Genomic DNA, 18,694 nt, shown 5'->3' on the forward strand with positions numbered 1-18,694 from the left:
CAAGAAAGCCCAGTGCACTTTAAAGCCGACGCTATCGGTCATCTGGGCAGCATCCACTCGTTCCCGGAGCAGAAGGTGCTGTACCGCTCCGACAGCAAAGCGCCACTGTCGGTGGTCTCACAGCGCTATCAGGTGGTCCAGCCCCGCGAAGTTTTGGAATTTTACCGAGACCTTACTGAGCGCTCGGGTTATGAGCTAGAAACCGCTGGTGTGCTGAAAGGTGGCCGAAAGCTCTGGGCACTGGCACGCACCGGGCAATCGACCGCGCTCAAAGGCAATGACGTGGTGAATGGCTACTTACTGCTGGCCACCTCCTGCGACGGCACACTCGCTACCACGGCCACACCCACCACCATTCGTGTGGTCTGCAATAACACGCTGACGATTGCGGTGAACGGCGCCAGCCAAGCGATCAAGGTGCCGCACAGCACCCGTTTTGATCCACGTGCTGTCAAACAGCAACTGGGCATCACAGTGTCTCAGTGGGATGACTTCATGTACCGCATGCGCACACTCGCCGCACGCCCGGTAAAAACCCATGAAGCCAAGGACTACCTGCGCAGCGTGTTGTGTGAAGTGCAGCCGGGCAAGCCGGAGCACAGCGGTGTTTCCAATGAACGCGCCTTGACCAAAGTCCTGAGCCTGTACGAGGGGCATGGTCGAGGGGCTGAACTGGAAGCCGCTCAAGGCACCGCCTGGGGGCTGCTCAACGCGGTCACCGAGTACGTGGACCACGAGCGACGGGCGCGCAGCAATGAGTACCGCATGGACGCGGCTTGGTTCGGCCAAGGCGCGGTGATCAAGCAACGAGCGCTCAGCACCGCCCTGCAACTGGTGGCCTGAATCACCCAGACGTTAGCGTCGAACATCCTACCGGTGCCGTCTGCTCCCCCCCGAACGCTGACCTCAATTGACGCTGGCGGGGGAAGGCCGCGTGTCGCGGGCACCACACGACCACCTGTAACCAACCCATCCCGTCACGTCACTCCGTCACTCATGCATAAAGCATCCATCGATAGGAAATATCCCATGACCGTACTTCGATTTTTTCTCTATCTGTTCGTACTCATTTGCGTGCTCGCCGGTAGCTGCCTCGTGGTGGCCGCCATCTGCCTATTGGTGCGGTTCCCACCGATCTTCATCGCCGTCGGGTTGGGCTGCGGACTGTTTGCCGTGGTCCTGGCCAAAACCTCACGCACCTAACCCACCTGACTTACATAAGGAAATCCAGTATGTCCCTCTGCTGCCTGATCTGCGATTCAAAAGCTGTCCTGTCCAAAGAGGCCGCTAACGTGGCCGTCATGCTGATTGGGACGATGGAGAGCGTCCTAGTCGGCATGAGCCATACCCGCGCCAAGGAGCCTGCCATCAACCCGCCAACCCGGCCTGAGAGCCGTCTGCTACACCTGTTGGAGTTGATTGGCCAAGGCCTGTCTGAAGCACTCTCGGAATGCAGCGCGATGAACGCGTTTGCTAACGACGTGCAGAAGTACCAATTCGCCCACTACGACTTTTTCTGCTGTCGCTGCGGTGCCAGGTTCGATAAAGACTCCAGCACCGCCCCTCACAACGTATGAACAGGATCTTGTGCTCAACCCTTTTTCAGACGCTCGGCCAAACGCTCAACCAGCTCCACAATGAATTGCCGATCTTGCTGATCAAGCTCCATCAATAACCGGCTGATCCGAGTGGCTTGATCGTCCGGGCGGGGGCTGACTTCGGTCAACAGCTCCGCCGCTGCACAATCAAAGATGCCGGCCAGTTCCAGCAACCGCTCAATGTTGGGCATCACGATGCCGCGCTCGATGCGTGATACCGCCTCATTGCCCACCCCCAGCCGTTCGGCGACTTCCTCCTGGGTCAAACCACTGCGACTGCGTTGCTTGGCAATTGCTTGTCCCACTCGTCCAGCCAGATTTGTCATCTCAGTGTTCGGCATACCACCCCCTAGTCAACCTAGATGGTTGGGCATCACCCTATTGACATGAAGGACTACAACAGATGAGACTCGACCCATAAGGTTGATATCCATCAATAAAATCAACCATCTACTCATTGAACGGAATTGCGTGAATGACGTTACCCATTGTCACCGGCATCGATACGACTCAGATCGAACACTTACTTGAGAGTAGGTCCTCGTTCGACGTGATTGGCTTAAGAGGAAACTTTAATGCAGGCATAAGGCATATCGAAACGCACATCGAACACCTCGGGCTGACGTGTCGAATAAAAGTCGATGCCAAAGGCGCGCTCGCACAGGGCGGTGTGTTGGGTGCCCTTATGGGTGCGGCTTCGTTACCGGCAAGTGTCATCTTAGCCGCCGCTGCGACCGTGGTCAGTGCCGGCCATACGCTGGCGACTTACAACCCCGACTACGAAATCATCAAAGACTACGTCAATAAAAAACTGAAAGTCATTTACAAGAAATAGCAGACAACGCAATCAATCGTTGTATCTCAGACCATTACCGAGTTGAAACCATGAACTTAAAATCAGCCCTACTCAACACGGCAGGCTGCGCGGTGCTCGCCCTATCGATAAACGCGCAAGCAGAGGTCGACTATGGGTACATGTATCCACCCATGTTGCCCAATGAACAAACCATGAATGATCTACCGTATGCCATTCCCTGTGCAGAGGCGAAGAATCAGTACGGGGCGAAGTTTTACCGCTGCACTTGGTATACCCTCCCGCGAAACATTACACAGTGGAATGCACAACAACAGCGCAACATCACCTTCAGCAACCAGCTCAGCGGCAAATGCCTGCGCGGCACCTGCCGTGTCTCCAACGGCTCAGGCGTCTATGGCATGTACGGCCAAGACCTCAGCTTTAGCCTGTCCATTTACTATTACATCTATGAAAGTGAGGATGGTTATCCGATTGCCTATCGCATGGACGGCGGACCCAATAAAAAAGGCAAAGGGGTGACGTACGCTCAAGCCCGCACAACGCTTCGGGACTTCTTACTGGATCACGGCATCAGCCAGACGAACGTAAACGATACGATTGCCGCGTACCACTTAGATACCAACGCATCGCGTGGCCAGCCTGTCGATGCGGCGCCAAAGGTTGAAAATCAGCCCATGACTAAACCCACCAAACATATTGAGATCAAAGAAGCGTGGTGCAATCCCCAGGCCGACGATGACTGCACTATCAATGGTAAAAAAGTGGCCAAGACAGCGCTCAAGCAATACCTGCCATCGGTCTACGAACTGGAAGTACTCAATGCCGGCGGGTATTGCGAATACCCGATCTGTTATGACAAAAATGACAAGCCGGTGGGCATTCACTAGATGCAAAAAGGCACGGAAAAAACCGTGCCTTTATTTTTTAGCCTTAATGGACAACTACCGTACGGCAAAGCCCAGCCCCTATTATCACGAAAGGTATCATCATGAAGCATGCACCACTCACGCTGCTCCCACTCCTGATAATGCTTGGCGGTACCGTACAGGCTCAAGACAATGTCACGGCTTGTTCGTTGATCCGAGTAGACCAGTACTACGACCTCAAAGAATGGGATTGCCGTGTTCCGAATACGCCGGTTCGGATCAGCAACGTCTACACCGACCAGCTGGGTCAACAACGTATTGAAAGTCTCAGCAGTCAACAGAATGCCATGTGCGACGATCAAGGGGGCTGTTCCAACAGTGGTAGTTTCGCTGGCAATGCACCTGCGGGTAGCTATCACTATACATTCGGTTGGTACTTGGGAACTGATGCAAAAGGTAACCCAGTGTCTTACAAAAGTGGAACGGGACCCGGATTTGGCGGGAAATATTTTAACGCGCCTGCCGAGCCCACACCTATGCAGTCAACGCAGCCGTTACCGGAAGTGGTCTGTATGCCGACGGCGAGCTTCAACTGTTCGGTTGATGGCAAAGAAATAGAAGATGAAGACTTACCCAAATACCTACCCATCGTCAAAGAGCAAGATGTTAAAAAAACGGGTGGCAGCTGCCAGAGTGTCCCGCTGTGCTACGACAAAGGCATGATGCTTCTGGGCTTAAACAAGAAGTACTTTTAAAGGCCCATTCGGAAAATACCCATCGATGCGACCCATCAGACGAACCGGTGCAGAGAAGCCCCCTGCCACACTGCATGCCCCGCCATCTCACATGGGCGTGCAGTCAGGCTTTGCGCTCACGCCTTAGACTCAACCAAACCATTTGGCGCAGGAAGCGGAGCTGGGGTGTTTAAATGGCTGCCCCCGTGCTCTATACCTTTCAGTAGCTCCTTGATGCATTCCTCATCAGGTAGCTTAGCAAAGTCGAAGTTCATTGAAGTTTGAGTATCAGTGCTTGATGAGAATAGGACTTCTTGGTTATAGGCTAATGAGTGGCGCACATGACGACCAAGGCGAAGAAGCGCAGACAAATCAAATTCCCGACTAACAACCGCCGCATTGAAGATCACCAAATCAAAGGGTACGAGACCGACCTCAACCAAAATGAGCATCTCACTAAAACTCTGCGCAGTGGCCACGCCATAATAGCCCAAATGGTTTAAATATTTTTCTATCAGCCTGCAATTGATGTGACGCTCATCAACAATGAGAAAGCGAAGCCGTTTGTTGATCATTCGTGAGCCTTTGACGAAGTAGGTAATAAAACTTTGGTAGAGACAGTGAATATTCAGTTCACTTGATTTCTAGATGTCTCTATCCAATATTTTCGTATTCAATCGCTTGCTTCCACGGGTGCCCGTCTCAATTACCAACATGCCAACCGCCGTGGTGCTGCTATTGCCGGTGTATAGGTAGCGGCACAATGCATTCCGCTGATGGGGTTTAAGAAACGGACTTCCGCTTCCGGGGGTGATGCGGTGGAAGGGCAAACACCCGTTTCGATCCAGCGGAATAACGAGAGCCGGTAACTGCCTCCATCTGCCCGCCGTCACGCACAAAATCATTCACCTCCTTGACTCGGCGACTACGGAGCCAAGTAATCCAGTGGATGAGCTCGGTGTGCCCCTGCTGCTCCAGCATCTGAGTAAACCGCACCTGCCAACGCTTACACGCTTGCCCGCAAAGCCCTGCACGTCGCTGCAAATCCACCAGGCTTTCGCCATTGATCAGCCCTTGAGCAAACCCCAGCCAGTGTTCCGGATAACCCACTCGGGACAGCAGCGTGCCACGCAGTAAACTCATCTTGCTCCCGCAGCTGGCGCAGCGAAATCAGGACGTCGCTCATCGGTACGCTGCATATCTGGCGAACCACACTTCGGGCACACGGCCTGTTGAGTCGTCAACAGTAGCTCTAACCCACTGAGAAACGCCTGGGCTTGGGCGGCAATATGCGCGGGAGGCTCCAGACTGGCTCGGTCTTGCCGTGCTGACCACCAGTGATAGAGCGCCGGAAATTCATTGGCCATCACGGCGCGGCAGGGCTTGATCCAGCGCCACGTGGTACTGGGGGAGATGCTCATCGCTTTGGCAATACTTTGCGTCGGCCAACCGGCTAACAGGTACTGAGCATAGGTCGCCCACAGGTGCATCAACCCGTACCCCGAAAATGGGGTTTTCGACAGACAGTTAAAGCCTTTGTTGCACGCGGCGCAGCGGTAAAAAGGCAGGCGCAGATTTTGACTGGGGTCCAGTCTAAAGCGTGGATGACTGCACGCTGGGCACTCGACCGGTGATTTTTTAGGTAGCTCAAGCAGATAGTGGATAAAGGCATCCGCTTGACTGTGGAGTTCGACGGGCAGGCATCGGTGGTAGTCGGGTGGCGCGGGAGCATCGGACATAGAGTTTGAGTTTTTCATGGGTAATTTAGTGAATTAACCGATTAGCTTCGGGATGTGAGCACTCCGGCAAACATGCGGCGTCATCAAGTTAATCATCGAGTCCGGGGATAAGCAGACGAGAGAAATTTTCCTGGTTACGATTCAGTGTTAGCCATATCAAAACGCTATTGAGCTCGTGCGTATTTCGGGCACAAGGCACGGGCCAGTAGGAGCTATGCGAAATTGAATGGGCTTGATCAGCCGATGGCACTCGATTGGCCCGTGGTTGAGTTGGTCGGCCAACTCAAGATATTTGACCCTGCTGACAACCGTGAACCAATCAGCTTCAAGGTATTTATCAACATGGCAGCGATGGACGAGTTTAGTTAATCCATCACTCTAGAAAAACGAGTCAATGTCCAAATGATGGAGAGTTGTTGAAGCTGCATCACCATGATGGCGACGCGCTCCTCAGTGCTGAGATGTGTGTACTTCGTTGGCATGGCAACACCTTACATCAGGTGTTGCACTTGGTCCTTGAGACCGCCCTCTCTCTGCGAGCTATCGCCGTTTTGCTCAGACGCCACCCCAGTACCATTAGCCGTGAATCAGGCGGCACATCCAACTGGGTCGATACGATTCGGCTCACGCCGCCAGCAGGGCACGAGTGCTACGGCACAAGCCGCGCCGTCACTTGCGCTCTGGCTCTGAGTTGTTCCAGGTGATCATGGAAATGTTGCGCATTGGCTGGTCACCCCAGCAAATCGCCAGCAGGCTACGCCACATTTGGCCCGATCACCCCGATCGACATGTGAGTCACGAAACCATCTACCTGGCAATTTATGCCTATCCGCGAGGCGAGTTGAAACGCCAGCTCATCACCTACTTGCACCAAGGTAAGGGCAAGCGCCGCCCGCGAACCCAGAGTGCCACACGTCGAGATCGCTATCCTGCGGAACTCAGCATCCACCTGAGTCCACCGGAGGTCGCAGACCGCCTTGTCCCAGGTCACTGGAAAGCGACCTGATTATCGGGGCCAACAACCGCTCCGCTGTCGCCACGATGGTTGAGCGCATCTGCCGTTACGTGATCCTGGCAAAACTCGACGCAGCGACCGCCGATGCAGCAGCTCAAGCCATTACCCGAGAGATGTCGCGAATGGCACCATCGCTGCTGAAAACCATGACACACGATCAAGGCAGTGAAATGGCCCGCCACGCTGAAATCACAGCAGACACCGGCATGAAAATTTACTTTGCAGATCCGCACAGTCCGTGGCAACGCGGCAGCAATGAAAACACCAATGGCTTGCTGCGCCAGTATTTGCCCAAAAGCACGGATCTCTCACTGGTCAGCCAGGAGCGACTGGACGAAATTGCCGACTTGCTGAACACTCGGCCACGCCAAACGCAGGACTGGAAGTTTCCGGTCGAGGTACTGGTTGATTACCTTCAGCTATCCGCGAGCAACAAGTTCTAAACCATTAACTGACTGTTGCACTTGCTCCTTGAGACCACCGTGTGTCCTAGGTAACCAGCAACATGCGCACAGTCACTCAAACTCTGATTGGCAACGGGCGCAGTAGCAGGAGCATCGGGATCACACGCAGCCAAAACATCAGTAGACAGCCCAAAAACACAGAGAGAGGCCATCGCCACAACTAGTTGACTTAGCCGATACGGTGCTCGATAAAGTAAAAATACTGAGTAGTTCATTATATTCACCGGGACTGCTAAACCGCTAAACTGCCAATCCTTGATAATAGAAAAAAGCTAATATTGATAATCCAAGAAATCGTTGACACCCCGCCACGTCTCAAATATTTACCCTCCTGTCTCGCGCCCAATGAAAAATATCAGCACCGCCGACAGCTACAGGCAGCACAAGGCTGACATCGAGCAAATTAATTGCTCGGCGCGACCTTTGACATTGCCTATAGAGCCGGCTCGCGGGATATCACCCATTCCGTCCAAACAATCTCGGGTTATTCACCCTTGCAAACCTTGGCATTGAATACCCGAGAAATCAGGCCGCCGAGCACCGCACCCAGAATGGGGGCGACCCAGAACAGCCACAGCTGATCAATCGCCCAACTGCCCTGAAACAGCGCAACACCAGTACTGCGCGCAGGGCTCACCAGCGACAAGCCCCTGCTTCGGGAAACGGTTGTCAAATGTCAGTGATTGCCAGCGAACCGCTGGAACCCGCCGAATCGCTGATGCGCTCCGACTTGGGCTGTGTCATCAGTACATGCGCCACGGCTCCGAACGCGGGTAATGTCACTCAGTCATTGGCGTCGTTGGCGGGGCTCGCCCCGAGGCCATCGGCGTCCATGTTGAAAAACTCCAGCGATTGAACGCGTATACCAAAGCATTGGCCAACATGACTGACTGATCCGGCAGCAGCAGCGTACCTTGCATAGTCGCGGCAACCATCGGGTCTATCGAGGTGACTTGCGGACGCATCGCCGTCTCGCTGTATGTGGGCACAGCCCCCAAGCAAGGCCCACACTGCACGACTCAAGGTCTTTGGCACTGCGTTGACTGCCATGTACCGGTTATGACCTACAACCGCCTAGCCTTGCCGAGCTCACGAACCTCGCTCACCGCTTTTGCTCCAGTAGCAGTGCTAATTGATGCTCAAGTGCTTCAATCCGCTGCTGAAGGGTGGTGATCTGCTGAGCCTGTTGTATACCGTGGTCTTTGAGAGTTCTTTTAAACTGCCCAAAAGTAACCGCATCGTTAGAATCCACCCCGTCTGTCACATTAACAATGCGCCTCGTGATTGGCAGTTTGCCCACAGAGACAACATAGGACTCATCTGCTGCAGACTCGTAGCCCAACGCAACAGAGTTATCTTGACTCACCTCTGTGCCGTAACCCAAAGCCACGCTACAGCCCGCCGCCGCACTCACATTAGGATGACCGTCTGATCCTCCTCCCACAGCAACCGAGCGATTGCCCAACGACTGACTAAAACGCCCAATCGCAATAGCTTCGCCAGTACCGGTCTTGGCCAACCTACCTATAGCTACACATAAACTTGAGCCTTGCGCGCCGTCACCCACAACGACAGACTTGTTTTCAAAATTAAGAAGGCCGTTGTATTTCGTACTGATCGTCCCGGCGTCTGTTTGAATGTCCTTGAGCGGATCCAGCTTGACACCGCCCAGACTGTTTACTGTTGCAATAGGTAATACTGGCATGACAACACCTTTGTAGTTTGTCGTAATAAAAATATGAAATTTCACCCTTCAATAGGTCGTGAGCGGTTTCGGCTCACTTAACTCGACATTCAGCTTTTTTTAAAAATCAACACTCACCACCCGGCACTGGCAGACCGACTTTGAGTATTAATTAAGGTCAGTATCTGTATTTAATCAGGGCGATATAAATCACTGACAAAATCACTAACCCAACACTTATCAACTAGACACGCGCTGCTGAACACACCGACAACTCAAGAGAGCAACCCACCCTGAAAATCTCTCAGAGCGCATGATAAATCTTCACTATTCAGTAGTTAAACCCACTCCAAAGCAACTTGTAGAACAGCTCATCGCCAATAGTAAAATTATAGGATACTCGAATAACACCCCATTAAAATTAACACCACCAGAAAAACAAACTGCGGCAAACCCGTGTGCAGTGCCACACTCAAGTATTAAGTAATAGCCACCCAGCCAAAAAATCGACCCGAATATAAAGTTTATTCATCCGATTTGCTGTCGGGCTCAACATCAAGTCAAACCACTGACAAGAGGAGAGTCAATGTCATATTTCAACTCAGTTTAGGACTTGTAAATCGTGTTGACATAATCAAAGCTGCCAAATCAACCATTGAGTTCCGGTCCATTGTGCCGTTACTTTTGTCCCGGAACTTAAATATATAATGTTGTTTGTACCTTCGCGGGACACATCAATAACTCCGAAGGTATTTACGGGGGCGTTAAAACACGCCTTAAAAGCAATCGTCGAAGCTTCATAAATAATATATATTTGCCCGCCAGGCTTCATTTTTGAGGCCCCAATGATTGCTTGAGCGTACCAAGTTCGCTCAGCGGGTTTCTTTGAGATACAGAGCACATCTCCCGGGACGACTTCATATTTATTGTCGCTGGAAAAAGGAAGCTCATAAACGTTGGTGTTACTCAGAAAAGACCTATTCCTCACCCAAGCCGCAGTCACCAGTTCCTGATCGGTTGGCGAATTCGTTGCCTGATCGTTGGTGATCGTGACCGCTCCCTTAAAGTTCGGGTTAGATATGACCGATACTGCGCCATCGTCGGAAACATCTATGTTAGCGCCTGATTTTGCCCGACCTGACTTAGTGGCGCCGTCCAGATATTTTTTCGTTACCAACTCCTGGGCGACAGGCGGTATCTTCGTCTGGTCATTGGTGATCATGACTGTGCCCATGAAGGCCGGATTTAGCACCGGTGGCGTAACAAGGTAGGTATGAGTCCCCTCCGCCCCTTTGTTCACCACGATTATATCTACGCGCTGGCCATCATAGATCGGCAGCTCGGGGTGGTCGGATGCCGAATACTGAAAGTAAAGTGGTTTTCCCCCTGAGCAATCATTGATGATTGTCCACCGACCCACGGCCCCCATTCGGACATAGGAAGGCCCACCTTGTAACCCCGTAAAACGCATGATCGGACAACGAACCTGGTCAGCTGTCAGACTGAGAATGACACCACCGTTAGTTGGCGTGACGACCGCAATAGTCGTCATGCCTTGTGTCGATTGGCTCAACAATTTCTTAGTTACCAGCTCCTGATCCGTTGGCGCAATCTTCGTTTGATCATTGGTGATCGTGACCCTACCATCGGCAGCCACTCGCAAGCGTTCCACAGGAGGGTTAGCCGAGGTATCTGAACGAGTCGCAACAATGAAGTCAGCCTTTGTGCTGCCGTCTGGGTCCATTTCAACGCTGCCAATGGCGACCGGCGGATTCTTTGCACTGCTGTTGTTATATCCAAACCCTATTAATCGATAACTGTTGGCGTTGTACTCAGACCCACCTACCTGCAGGTAGATTGACCTTTGATCCAAGGTCGTGGGCGCCACCCTGTGATAGCTGCCATCAACGGTCATCGCGAGAAGCACTTTGGCTCCCGCCTGCGGATCTGTGATCGTCGCGCAACCACTAAACTGCGGGCTTGCCAGCGGCGCATACACAGCGCTGACATCTTTAGCAGTCACAGCCTTGGAAACATCCTGACCAGCCTTTACCTCGGCCGCACTTGCCAGTGGCACAACACCCGCGACCGCTGTTGTTGCTGCGGCAACCGATAGCTTTCCATCGCTGGCAATGCTGACGTTAGTGCCTTGCTTCACCCCGCCCAAGATGGTTGGAGTCGCGGTCGGCAAGCTGTACGGCACCCCGCCCGCAGCCTTCACGCTCAGCTTACCCGCCGTGATCGCCAGTCCGTCGCCCACCGTCACACAACCCAGTTGAACAGCCGTCGCAATCGGGTACGCCATGAAGGTAAAGTTACGTGTACCGCTGACCTCCAAGTCACTAGATAGGGTTGCACTCAAAACCACATGAACCATAGGATCTGCGACCAAACCATAGAATGTCACATCGGCAAAGCCCTCCGACGTCACCGACTTCTTTATCCTCTTAAAATCTGGATCTTTGCCATCAAAAGAAGCCTCACCCGTGAGGGTAAATACGATGAAGTCATTGACGTCGTATGTGTATTTACCAGCGATAGTCGCTCGCGCGCAGTCATACGAAATGCTGGTACCGGACGGTTGAAAATCGCGGCCATTCAACGGACGAATCTCAATGCCCTGCACCTGATCGCCCTGCTGTGCTTCTAATTGAGTACCGTTGTGTTTCGCCATTTTATTGGCCTCCGAGGGAAATGCCATTCGCGGGAAAGGACTGCTATACCCAATGAAATAGACGTCGAAAGAGCGACCCTAGCCTTGATGCCCCTACACGGCCCTATTGATTTTTTGTACGAAAAACTGAACCTAACTATGGCTCAATCACTCAGGCGTAACTCTTCACCGCGTCTCATATTTCTAGCCCTGACGTCTCGCGACAGGATCATCGAGCACGAGGCGTGCTGGACCATTCGATATTGAATTTCAAAACAAAAAAAAATAGAGATGATGATGTTTATGACGGAGCAAATACAATAAAAACAGATAAAGCTTAAATCTCCTGCGGGCCTCATCCGTGCTTGGCCGCGATCAGCCAGGCGAAAGGAGGTTTTCTACTCTATTTTATTCGAACTTTTCTCGTATTCAGACAATTTGCGCGCCATCCCACATAAACTCTGCTGCATCACCACCTAACACATAAAATTGACGCACGGCCACCGCCGCCTGAATAACACAGTCATCAGGGAATCTTGATGACTGTGTTATTTGCCGCATCCATAGTATGACCAACTGAGTACGTGCCTGCGAAGTCTTTATGATACGGATGCGTGCGCCTAAACGCATAAATGGCACACCTTTGAAAAGTTTGAAGAAGTTTACTTGAACCCGCTGATGATGAACTGATGGATCGTCGGCATAGTAAATGATGTCCCCATCCCGCAAGTCATCAATCTCAGCGTTGTTTATACCCACCGTTTTCCACGCATCGAACGGGCGCCTCGCGAGTGCGTCACGAAACCTGGAGTCAAGATACCTCGACGCTACCAACTCTTGATCAGCCAACTGATAGCTAGGCGCTGCCTGATCATTCTTGATTGTCACGTAGCCGTCGTATGAGATACGGGCCTTCTCGGCGGGCGTTAAACTTCCTTCAACATCGCGTGCAGCCACCAGAAAATTACCGAGCGTGCCACGATTGCTCTGCTTTTTCTGATAACCAATGAGCCGCGGCGCCAACGCCCCATCTACCGTGTAACGGAAGCCGATTAATCGATAGCTGCCCGTACTGTATTCTCCCCTCTCCGCTGCAGATAGACCGATTGACTGTCCAGCGTCATGACTGGTTGACTGACGATTTAAAAGAAGGAGGGATAGGCGATTTGAAATATCAGCTCACTCCAGAATGACCGCAGGAAACATTCTATCTCAACTACGCGATCATTGAGGTGGCCGGCAAAACCCTATCTCCAATAGCGCAGCGTGCAATCACTATTATTCAAGAGATCGCTCAAAAACCAATTCCTTCCGACCCGGCAAGTTAACACTTGGCGAGCGCAGGGTTGAATTCAATTCAGGCTCACACCACCTACACGCCGATAGACCGAAAGCTCCAAAAACCTGGCAAGGCCCACCGATTAGCGCCGACCTCCATCACAACTATGCTGGACCAGCTCAGCAGGTGACCTACACCGATAACCTCTCGCGACTATGCGCAATGAGTTACGTACACGGTATTGGGACAAGGTGTTAATCAAGCCGCTCACATGAAATCTCTCATCCGCGAAACTTACGCCGCAAGCGGCGGGGAATGAACCCCAAAGAGATTAAAACATTAGTTAATTTTTGCCTTATATACTTTCATGTCCGCAATCTGCATAGCAGTAACGATTATCTTTGGGATCAATCAACAAGCCCCGAACCTAAGTAACATGAACATAACATCCTCTAGAACCTGTGCCTGATCCTTTGTGGTCTTGTGAAAAATTGACAAAAAGCCTCTTTTGCGACCCACTAATTGCAAGATAAACATCACCATCATCATCATTTAAAACGGAACAATAAAAATTATCTTTAACAGTATACGTAACTCCGTCACAAGTAAATACAATCCACCAATAATCATAGCAACTGTTTTCACCTGTGTAGTATTCAAATGCAAATGGAGTAGTTGTTTCTCCACTTGCAACTGAATTATATACATGCCGATCAGTGAAATTTATATAATTACATGATCTATGGCGAATAGTAAGATTAGTTATATTGCTTCCCCAATCACTCCGAAAATAAATATACCCAGTTCTTCCATGATCAAATACCCAGTTATTTTCTTCCGTATTTTCATCATTTGAGTGTTTGCCATCACCACAATCGCACATCTTAATCTCCACCAATGTTTAATATAAGAGGTTATGCTCTTAATAAGACACGTGAGAGGGTGAGAGGGCCTCCTTATAGTGCTGAATGAAAGTTAAGGCCATCCAGTGCCGAACAGTTGCGCGCTCCTTTTGGAGCGGCAAAATATCGGAAAGGGTGTGCAAGCGTCCAATGCTTAATTAAGCATTGATTAACGCATTCGGCGACTTAATTAAATTGACGGCGCCGAGGCCTAATCCCGCTACGGGGTTACTCATACAAACTCTCCAGTGCACTAATCCTGTCGATCTGCGCCTCAATAACGATGCCTTGGTTTACTAGATTGATAACTGTTGCCTCGCCTCGCGCCCGATCTTCTTTATTCCACTTGGGACTAGCGCCAATCAAACGGTTAATGCCCTCGATAAGGAAGTGCCGGTCTTGTCTTAGTTCATCAATGGCACTCTGCGTCATTAGAGTTTTTCCAGTTCTTTAGCCTGAATGCGTTGATAGATCTCTTTGCGGTGTACCGCCACTGACTCGGGCGCCTCTATTCCGACGCGGACTTGCTTGCCACAATCCACCGCCACGGTGACTCTGATGTCGTTGTTGATGCGGATGGTTTCACCTAGCTGTAGGTCGAGAATCAACATGGTTCTGCTCTTTAAGTACGATGAGGTGGAACCTAATCCAAGTGTGGTTACTTACGGTCACCAATGAATGAGTGAGCACCGCCAGTCATGTGCGCAAGCGGTATGCCATTCTACTTTTTTGCGAAATGGCATGTGCGAGCTCGAACGCAAAAACTTGGCACGTGGCACGCAGGTCAGGTCAGGTCAAACATGGAACTAGGGACTGATAGAGAGCTGCGCCCCGCTCCCTGTGATGTACTACCAGTTTTCATCTCTCTTTGATGCGACCGGTTCCGGCAGTTTTTATTAACGCGGCAGAACATTCAGATACACTATACTCAACTCTGAGAAATACCTCTCCGTGACGTCTCATATATCTGATCCCGACGTCTCAGAGCGCAGCATCATGATCGCCGAACGCCTCGATGGTTTCGAAGATCAAAAAACTAAGGGGGTGTTGGAGGCGTTCCAGGCTTGGAGTGCTCGGGAAACTCCATTGTTGAAGAACTTCCAAATATCGAATTCTAAAATAGATAGGGGGTGACTAGGCGCCGCCCTTCGTGACCGGATGCGACAAGTGGGCTGGGGTTATTCGATAGAGAAAGGTGGACCGGTTGGCGGAACGAAGGTCCATCGGATTCGAGGGTTTAATCGGTCCCTGACAAACGTTATCCTCATGAAAATAACAAGGAGGGGGAGCCATGACAGGCTGTGTGAAAACCTAGCAATCTGCGTGGCGCTCAAAGAAAATGCTCCGTATCGAAAGATATGGAGCATTTTTCGTTATGGCGTACATCCAAGGAGCATCCCGCAGCCAGACCAGCCTGTTTCCGGTCTCGCTGGAAGAGTTGATTCCCGAGGATCACCTCGTTCGTGTTATCGACCTATACGTCGGCAAGCTGGACCTTGTGCTATTGGGCTTTGATAAAGCGCTACCCAAAAGCACTGGGCGCCCCTCTTACGATCCTGCCGATCAGCTCAAGCTGTTCCTCTACGGCTATTTTCAGCGGATTCGCTCATCGCGGCGGCTCGAAGCCGAGTGCCAGCGCAACATCGAAGTGATGTGGTTGATCAACCGGCTCAAACCCGACTTCAAGACCATTGCCGATTTCCGCAAGAACAACAAAGCTGCCTTTGTGGCGAGCTGTCGTGCCTTCGTCCAGTTTTGCCGCACGGTGGGTCTCATCGCCGGCGATTTGGTGGCCATCGATGGCAGCAAATTTCAGGCGGTTGCTTCCTCGCGCCGTCATATGAATTTGAAGCGGCTCAAGCACCAGGAGCAGAAGCTGGATAAGCGCATTGCTCAATATCTGGCGGAGCTGGATGAGGCGGACAAAACCGAAGCCGATGAGGTAGTTGATCGCAGTGCGGTCAAGACGGCGTTGGCGCAACTTGAAGTCAGGCACTCCAATAACCTGACGTGCCAGGCGCTGATGAAATCGATGGAGCTTGAGCAATTCAATACCCATGAAAGCGATGCCCGAATGATGCGAACGCACAAAGGGCCGCGGGTCGCGTACAACGTGCAAACCGCCGTGGACGCTGAGCATTGTCTGATCCTGCATCATGAAGTCACTCAGGACAGCGATGATCGCAAGCAACTTGAGCCGATGGCCAAGGCCGCCAAGGAACAACTGCAGCAAGATGAACTGACGGTCACTGCCGATGCGGGCTACTCGAATGGCAAGCAGTTCCAGGCTTGTGAGGATGAGAGCATCACGGTTTATGTGCCGCCGAATCGGTCGAGTAACTCCTGCGGCAAGGAACAGGCGTTCTTCGACCGAACCCTGTTTACCTACGATGCAGCGCAGGATCGATATCAATGTCCTGCCGGCAAATGGCTGACACTCAAGCAAATCAGCAAGGGCAACCGCATTTACCAGGCGACGGTGAGTGACTGCGCTGCCTGTCCGTTGAAAGCGCAATGCACTGAGGCCAAGCGCCGATATATCTCACGCCACGCTCACGAAGAGGCATTCGAACGAATGGAGCAGCGAATGCAGGCACACCCCGAAATGATGGTCAGCCGAAGATCCATCGTGGAGCATCCCTTCGGCAACCTAAAACAGTGGCTGTTTGGCAATGCTCGCTTCTTGTTACGACAACTCGAAGGCACGAGAGCTGAAATGGCCTTAGCGGTGAACGCCTATAACCTGAAAAGAGCGATTAACGTGCTTGGCGCACGTCAGTTGATGGCGCTGATGGGCTGAAACGCCCTTTTCTTGCCTGCTGTCCGCACAAAGCAAAACGCCCCGACTAAGTTGGGGCGTTTGCTTGAAGTACCTTCAGCGTGTTTTCACACAGCCTGATGAGCTGCCTAATTTGCGCCGGAAGCGCTGAAAGCATCCACGTTGGTGGTGACTTTGAAGGGCGCGACTGCCCTTCATGCGGCCACTATTTAATTTCCCGAGCGCTGGTTTTAATGCTCATGGAACAAGGTCAGATTTTCGATGTGAGCAGGATGAGGGGCTGGTTGGCTGAGAAGCGCAAGCTCGTCGATATTCCTGCCATTGAAATCCATGAGGCACTTCTCGTTCCCTGAGGCTGGTCGGAAAGGGCCCAAGAGAGGCTTGGCTCTCCAGTTCGGCGCAAAGTGCTCGTCGCCCTGGGTCGTGTAGTTCTGCCAAGCTCTCATCCTGAAATGCTCGAGACTCGACCAGTCAGCAAACATAGGCCCGAAACGCATGCGCTCCATGGCCAGCAGCATCCGGAGCGAGCTGGGATGGAATTCGCACTTGCGCATGTCGACAGGGATGGTATGCGTAGCGTTTACAATCATTGCGTAGAACGCAGACGCCCTATGAAACCTGGTGGGGCGAAGTCACAATGTTGAACTCCCCCTGCGCAACGAGCATGTTCAGCGCTATCGTTTTTCAGGGCATTCCCTACCGAAGTCAACGTCCGTTGCTATGCCCGGAGCCTGACTATCAATCCTACCGTTGCACTGGTAGAACGCTTCACCAGCCGTCTAAAGCTGTCACCCGCCACAAGCTGACGAAGCGCTCTCCAGTGCAACCGTTTTTACATTCATCGCTCAGATTGCATCTTTCTGAGCTCACAGTTATGGCAAAACGACAAACCGTAGCGCTCGGCCAAAACCAGCAGGGCCAGGCTCCACAGCTTTAGGCTGCCCACATCGCTATCGCGCCCCCGAAGGTCGAAGGCAGACTGACGCGCCATAGTCTAAGGCACCCAGCAATGATATTCGAGACGTAAGGATTAGGCGTATGAGACATCAGGACGAATGCGCTTCTCATACTTTGATATAGGGTCTCTGGATACGCTGTCGCTTCAAATAAATTATCGGGCCGGTAGCGATATCGAGGGCAGTAAGAACTGGCCATTCGCCGCTGGAAATCAGCGATCCACCAAAAAAGGATCTATAACATGGGAGATGAATTGGAACAAAGGGCCGCCGAGTACTTAAGCAGCGTCCTGGGCTTTAATGGCGAGCGTATCGACCCGGTATTGGGTGGTTACCACCTGGGCAACGGCTACCGCCTGTACAGCCCCGGCCTGCGGCGTTTTACCTCACCGGACAGCATGAGTCCGTTTGGCAAGGGTGGGATTAATCCGTATGCCTATTGCGAAGGGGACCCGGTTAATAATACGGACCCGACGGGAAGAGTTAGACTCTCTAGAAGTCTTGTAGATCTCACACTTGGCATTGTTATAGATTGGACTGGCCCCTGCCAAACCGGACACCAATACCCCGTTAAATTGATGCCGCTGCCAAGCGCCTAAACTCCCTTGGTGAACGGTATTTCAACGCGCTGTGCGGATGCTCCTCGTTGTAATGCTCAAAGGCAATCGTCAGGTTGCGCAAGGCTGTTTCACGGTCAGGTTTGGGCATGTGCGCGACGTAGTCGCGCTTCATCGTTTTGACGAAGCTCTCGGCCATGCCGTTGCTCTGTGGGCTGCGCACCGGTGTCGTCACCGGCTGCAAGCCTATCTGTCGGGCAAACAGGCGTGTCTGTTCCGCGATGTAGGCCGAGCCATTGTCGCTCAGCCATTGCACCGGAGTGGCAGGCGCCTCTTCACCGAAGCGTTTTTCCACCGCCTCCAGCATCAGATCACGGATATCGTCGCCGCTGTACCCGGTCGGGCTGGCCACCCAACCGATGGCTTCGCGGTCGCAGCAGTCTAGGGCAAAGGTCACGCTCAGCTTGGCGTTATCATCACAGCGAAACTCAAACCCGTCCGAGCACCACCGGGTATCGCTGGTGGCGACGGCAATGCGGCCTTCGTGGCGACGCGCCACGCCGGGTTGTTTAATTCGTCGCTCAAGCAGCAACTGATGATCGCGCATCACGCGATAGACCCGCTTGACGTTGATCGGCGCCTGACTTTGTT

At 52.2% G+C, this 18,694-nt stretch carries 20 protein-coding genes and 2 pseudogenes; 9 read left to right on the forward strand and 13 right to left on the reverse strand.

Annotated features, from left to right (window positions below):
* The 3 genes from F8N44_RS07095 to F8N44_RS07100 form a co-directional block, all read left to right on the forward strand.
* On the forward strand, nucleotides 1-843 hold an 843-nt coding region (locus tag F8N44_RS07095), incomplete at its 5' end, for a DUF932 domain-containing protein (RefSeq protein ID WP_150649839.1).
* Between the two features lie 186 nt (nucleotides 844-1,029).
* Nucleotides 1,030-1,203, forward strand: a complete 174-nt coding sequence (locus tag F8N44_RS31290) for a hypothetical protein (RefSeq protein ID WP_191630865.1) — start codon at nucleotides 1,030-1,032, stop codon at nucleotides 1,201-1,203.
* A gap of 29 nt (nucleotides 1,204-1,232) precedes the next feature.
* Nucleotides 1,233-1,577 carry a hypothetical protein gene (locus F8N44_RS07100; RefSeq protein WP_191630866.1) on the forward strand — a complete coding sequence of 115 codons (345 nt, stop codon included), beginning with the start codon at nucleotides 1,233-1,235 and terminating at the stop codon, nucleotides 1,575-1,577.
* Between the two features lie 14 nt (nucleotides 1,578-1,591).
* Here the strand turns inward: F8N44_RS07100 and F8N44_RS07105 are convergent, their stop codons facing one another.
* Nucleotides 1,592-1,939: a helix-turn-helix domain-containing protein gene (locus tag F8N44_RS07105; RefSeq protein WP_150649814.1), complete on the reverse strand. Its 348-nt coding sequence runs from the start codon at nucleotides 1,937-1,939 to the stop codon at nucleotides 1,592-1,594.
* Nucleotides 1,940-2,073: 134 nt separating this feature from the next.
* Here F8N44_RS07105 and F8N44_RS07110 point away from each other — a divergent pair, with 134 nt between their 5' ends.
* The 3 genes from F8N44_RS07110 (at nucleotide 2,074) to F8N44_RS07120 (ending at nucleotide 4,036) form a co-directional block, all read left to right on the forward strand.
* The gene (locus tag F8N44_RS07110; protein WP_150649815.1) at nucleotides 2,074-2,433 is read left to right on the forward strand and encodes a hypothetical protein; all 360 of its coding nucleotides are present in this window, start codon (nucleotides 2,074-2,076) and stop codon (nucleotides 2,431-2,433) included.
* A gap of 50 nt (nucleotides 2,434-2,483) precedes the next feature.
* Nucleotides 2,484-3,302: a hypothetical protein gene (locus tag F8N44_RS07115; RefSeq protein ID WP_224794742.1), complete on the forward strand. Its 819-nt coding sequence runs from the start codon at nucleotides 2,484-2,486 to the stop codon at nucleotides 3,300-3,302.
* 101 nt (nucleotides 3,303-3,403) lie between these two features.
* On the forward strand, nucleotides 3,404-4,036 hold the full coding sequence (locus F8N44_RS07120) for a hypothetical protein (protein WP_150649816.1): 633 nt from the start codon (nucleotides 3,404-3,406) through the stop codon (nucleotides 4,034-4,036).
* Nucleotides 4,037-4,152: 116 nt separating this feature from the next.
* Here the strand turns inward: F8N44_RS07120 and F8N44_RS07125 are convergent, their stop codons facing one another.
* The 3 genes from F8N44_RS07125 to F8N44_RS07135 form a co-directional block, all read right to left on the reverse strand.
* Entirely contained in the window at nucleotides 4,153-4,590 is a 438-nt protein-coding gene (locus tag F8N44_RS07125; protein WP_150649817.1) for a response regulator, read from the reverse strand.
* Nucleotides 4,591-4,798: 208 nt separating this feature from the next.
* On the reverse strand, nucleotides 4,799-5,158 hold the full coding sequence (locus F8N44_RS07130) for a hypothetical protein (RefSeq protein ID WP_150649818.1): 360 nt from the start codon (nucleotides 5,156-5,158) through the stop codon (nucleotides 4,799-4,801).
* A complete protein-coding gene (locus F8N44_RS07135) occupies nucleotides 5,155-5,772 on the reverse strand; it encodes an IS1 family transposase (RefSeq protein ID WP_150649819.1) in 618 nt (205 codons plus the stop codon). Before F8N44_RS07135 ends, F8N44_RS07130 begins: the two co-directional genes overlap by 4 nt.
* A 443-nt stretch (nucleotides 5,773-6,215) precedes the next feature.
* Here F8N44_RS07135 and F8N44_RS07145 point away from each other — a divergent pair.
* Nucleotides 6,216-7,212: pseudogene (locus tag F8N44_RS07145) on the forward strand (IS30 family transposase).
* 505 nt (nucleotides 7,213-7,717) lie between these two features.
* Here F8N44_RS07145 and F8N44_RS07150 read toward each other — a convergent pair.
* The 8 genes and pseudogenes from F8N44_RS07150 to F8N44_RS07185 form a co-directional block, all read right to left on the reverse strand.
* A pseudogene (locus F8N44_RS07150) lies at nucleotides 7,718-7,870 on the reverse strand (aquaporin); the annotation flags it as partial.
* 142 nt (nucleotides 7,871-8,012) lie between these two features.
* Nucleotides 8,013-8,198, reverse strand: coding sequence for a hypothetical protein (locus tag F8N44_RS07155; RefSeq protein WP_150649821.1), 186 nt, complete (start codon nucleotides 8,196-8,198; stop codon nucleotides 8,013-8,015).
* Between the two features lie 137 nt (nucleotides 8,199-8,335).
* Nucleotides 8,336-8,983, reverse strand: coding sequence for a hypothetical protein (locus tag F8N44_RS07160; protein WP_150649822.1), 648 nt, complete (start codon nucleotides 8,981-8,983; stop codon nucleotides 8,336-8,338).
* Nucleotides 8,984-9,551: 568 nt separating this feature from the next.
* Nucleotides 9,552-11,591: a hypothetical protein gene (locus F8N44_RS07165; RefSeq protein WP_150649823.1), complete on the reverse strand. Its 2,040-nt coding sequence runs from the start codon at nucleotides 11,589-11,591 to the stop codon at nucleotides 9,552-9,554.
* A 408-nt stretch (nucleotides 11,592-11,999) separates the two neighbouring features.
* On the reverse strand, nucleotides 12,000-12,593 hold the full coding sequence (locus F8N44_RS07170) for a hypothetical protein (protein WP_150649824.1): 594 nt from the start codon (nucleotides 12,591-12,593) through the stop codon (nucleotides 12,000-12,002).
* A gap of 683 nt (nucleotides 12,594-13,276) precedes the next feature.
* Entirely contained in the window at nucleotides 13,277-13,732 is a 456-nt protein-coding gene (locus F8N44_RS07175) for a hypothetical protein (protein ID WP_150649825.1), read from the reverse strand.
* A 247-nt stretch (nucleotides 13,733-13,979) separates the two neighbouring features.
* Nucleotides 13,980-14,183: a hypothetical protein gene (locus F8N44_RS07180; protein WP_150649826.1), complete on the reverse strand. Its 204-nt coding sequence runs from the start codon at nucleotides 14,181-14,183 to the stop codon at nucleotides 13,980-13,982.
* Nucleotides 14,183-14,362, reverse strand: a complete 180-nt coding sequence (locus tag F8N44_RS07185) for a carbon storage regulator (RefSeq protein ID WP_150649827.1) — start codon at nucleotides 14,360-14,362, stop codon at nucleotides 14,183-14,185. The genes F8N44_RS07180 and F8N44_RS07185 overlap by 1 nt, the downstream gene beginning before the upstream one ends.
* A gap of 764 nt (nucleotides 14,363-15,126) precedes the next feature.
* Between F8N44_RS07185 and F8N44_RS07190 the strand changes: the two genes are divergently transcribed.
* Together F8N44_RS07190 and F8N44_RS07200 are read left to right on the forward strand one after the other, a co-directional pair.
* Entirely contained in the window at nucleotides 15,127-16,551 is a 1,425-nt protein-coding gene (locus F8N44_RS07190) for an IS1182 family transposase (RefSeq protein ID WP_191630867.1), read from the forward strand.
* A gap of 1,177 nt (nucleotides 16,552-17,728) precedes the next feature.
* On the forward strand, nucleotides 17,729-18,085 hold the full coding sequence (locus F8N44_RS07200) for an RHS repeat-associated core domain-containing protein (protein WP_150649829.1): 357 nt from the start codon (nucleotides 17,729-17,731) through the stop codon (nucleotides 18,083-18,085).
* Here the strand turns inward: F8N44_RS07200 and F8N44_RS07205 are convergent.
* The coding region (locus F8N44_RS07205) for an IS3 family transposase (protein ID WP_150649842.1) at nucleotides 18,057-18,694 on the reverse strand (638 nt) is incomplete at its 5' end. The two genes, F8N44_RS07200 and F8N44_RS07205, sit on opposite strands and share 29 nt — an antisense overlap.

The sequence above is a fragment of the Pseudomonas fluorescens genome (assembly GCF_902497745.1).
Lineage (GTDB): Bacteria > Pseudomonadota > Gammaproteobacteria > Pseudomonadales > Pseudomonadaceae > Aquipseudomonas > Aquipseudomonas fluorescens_BM.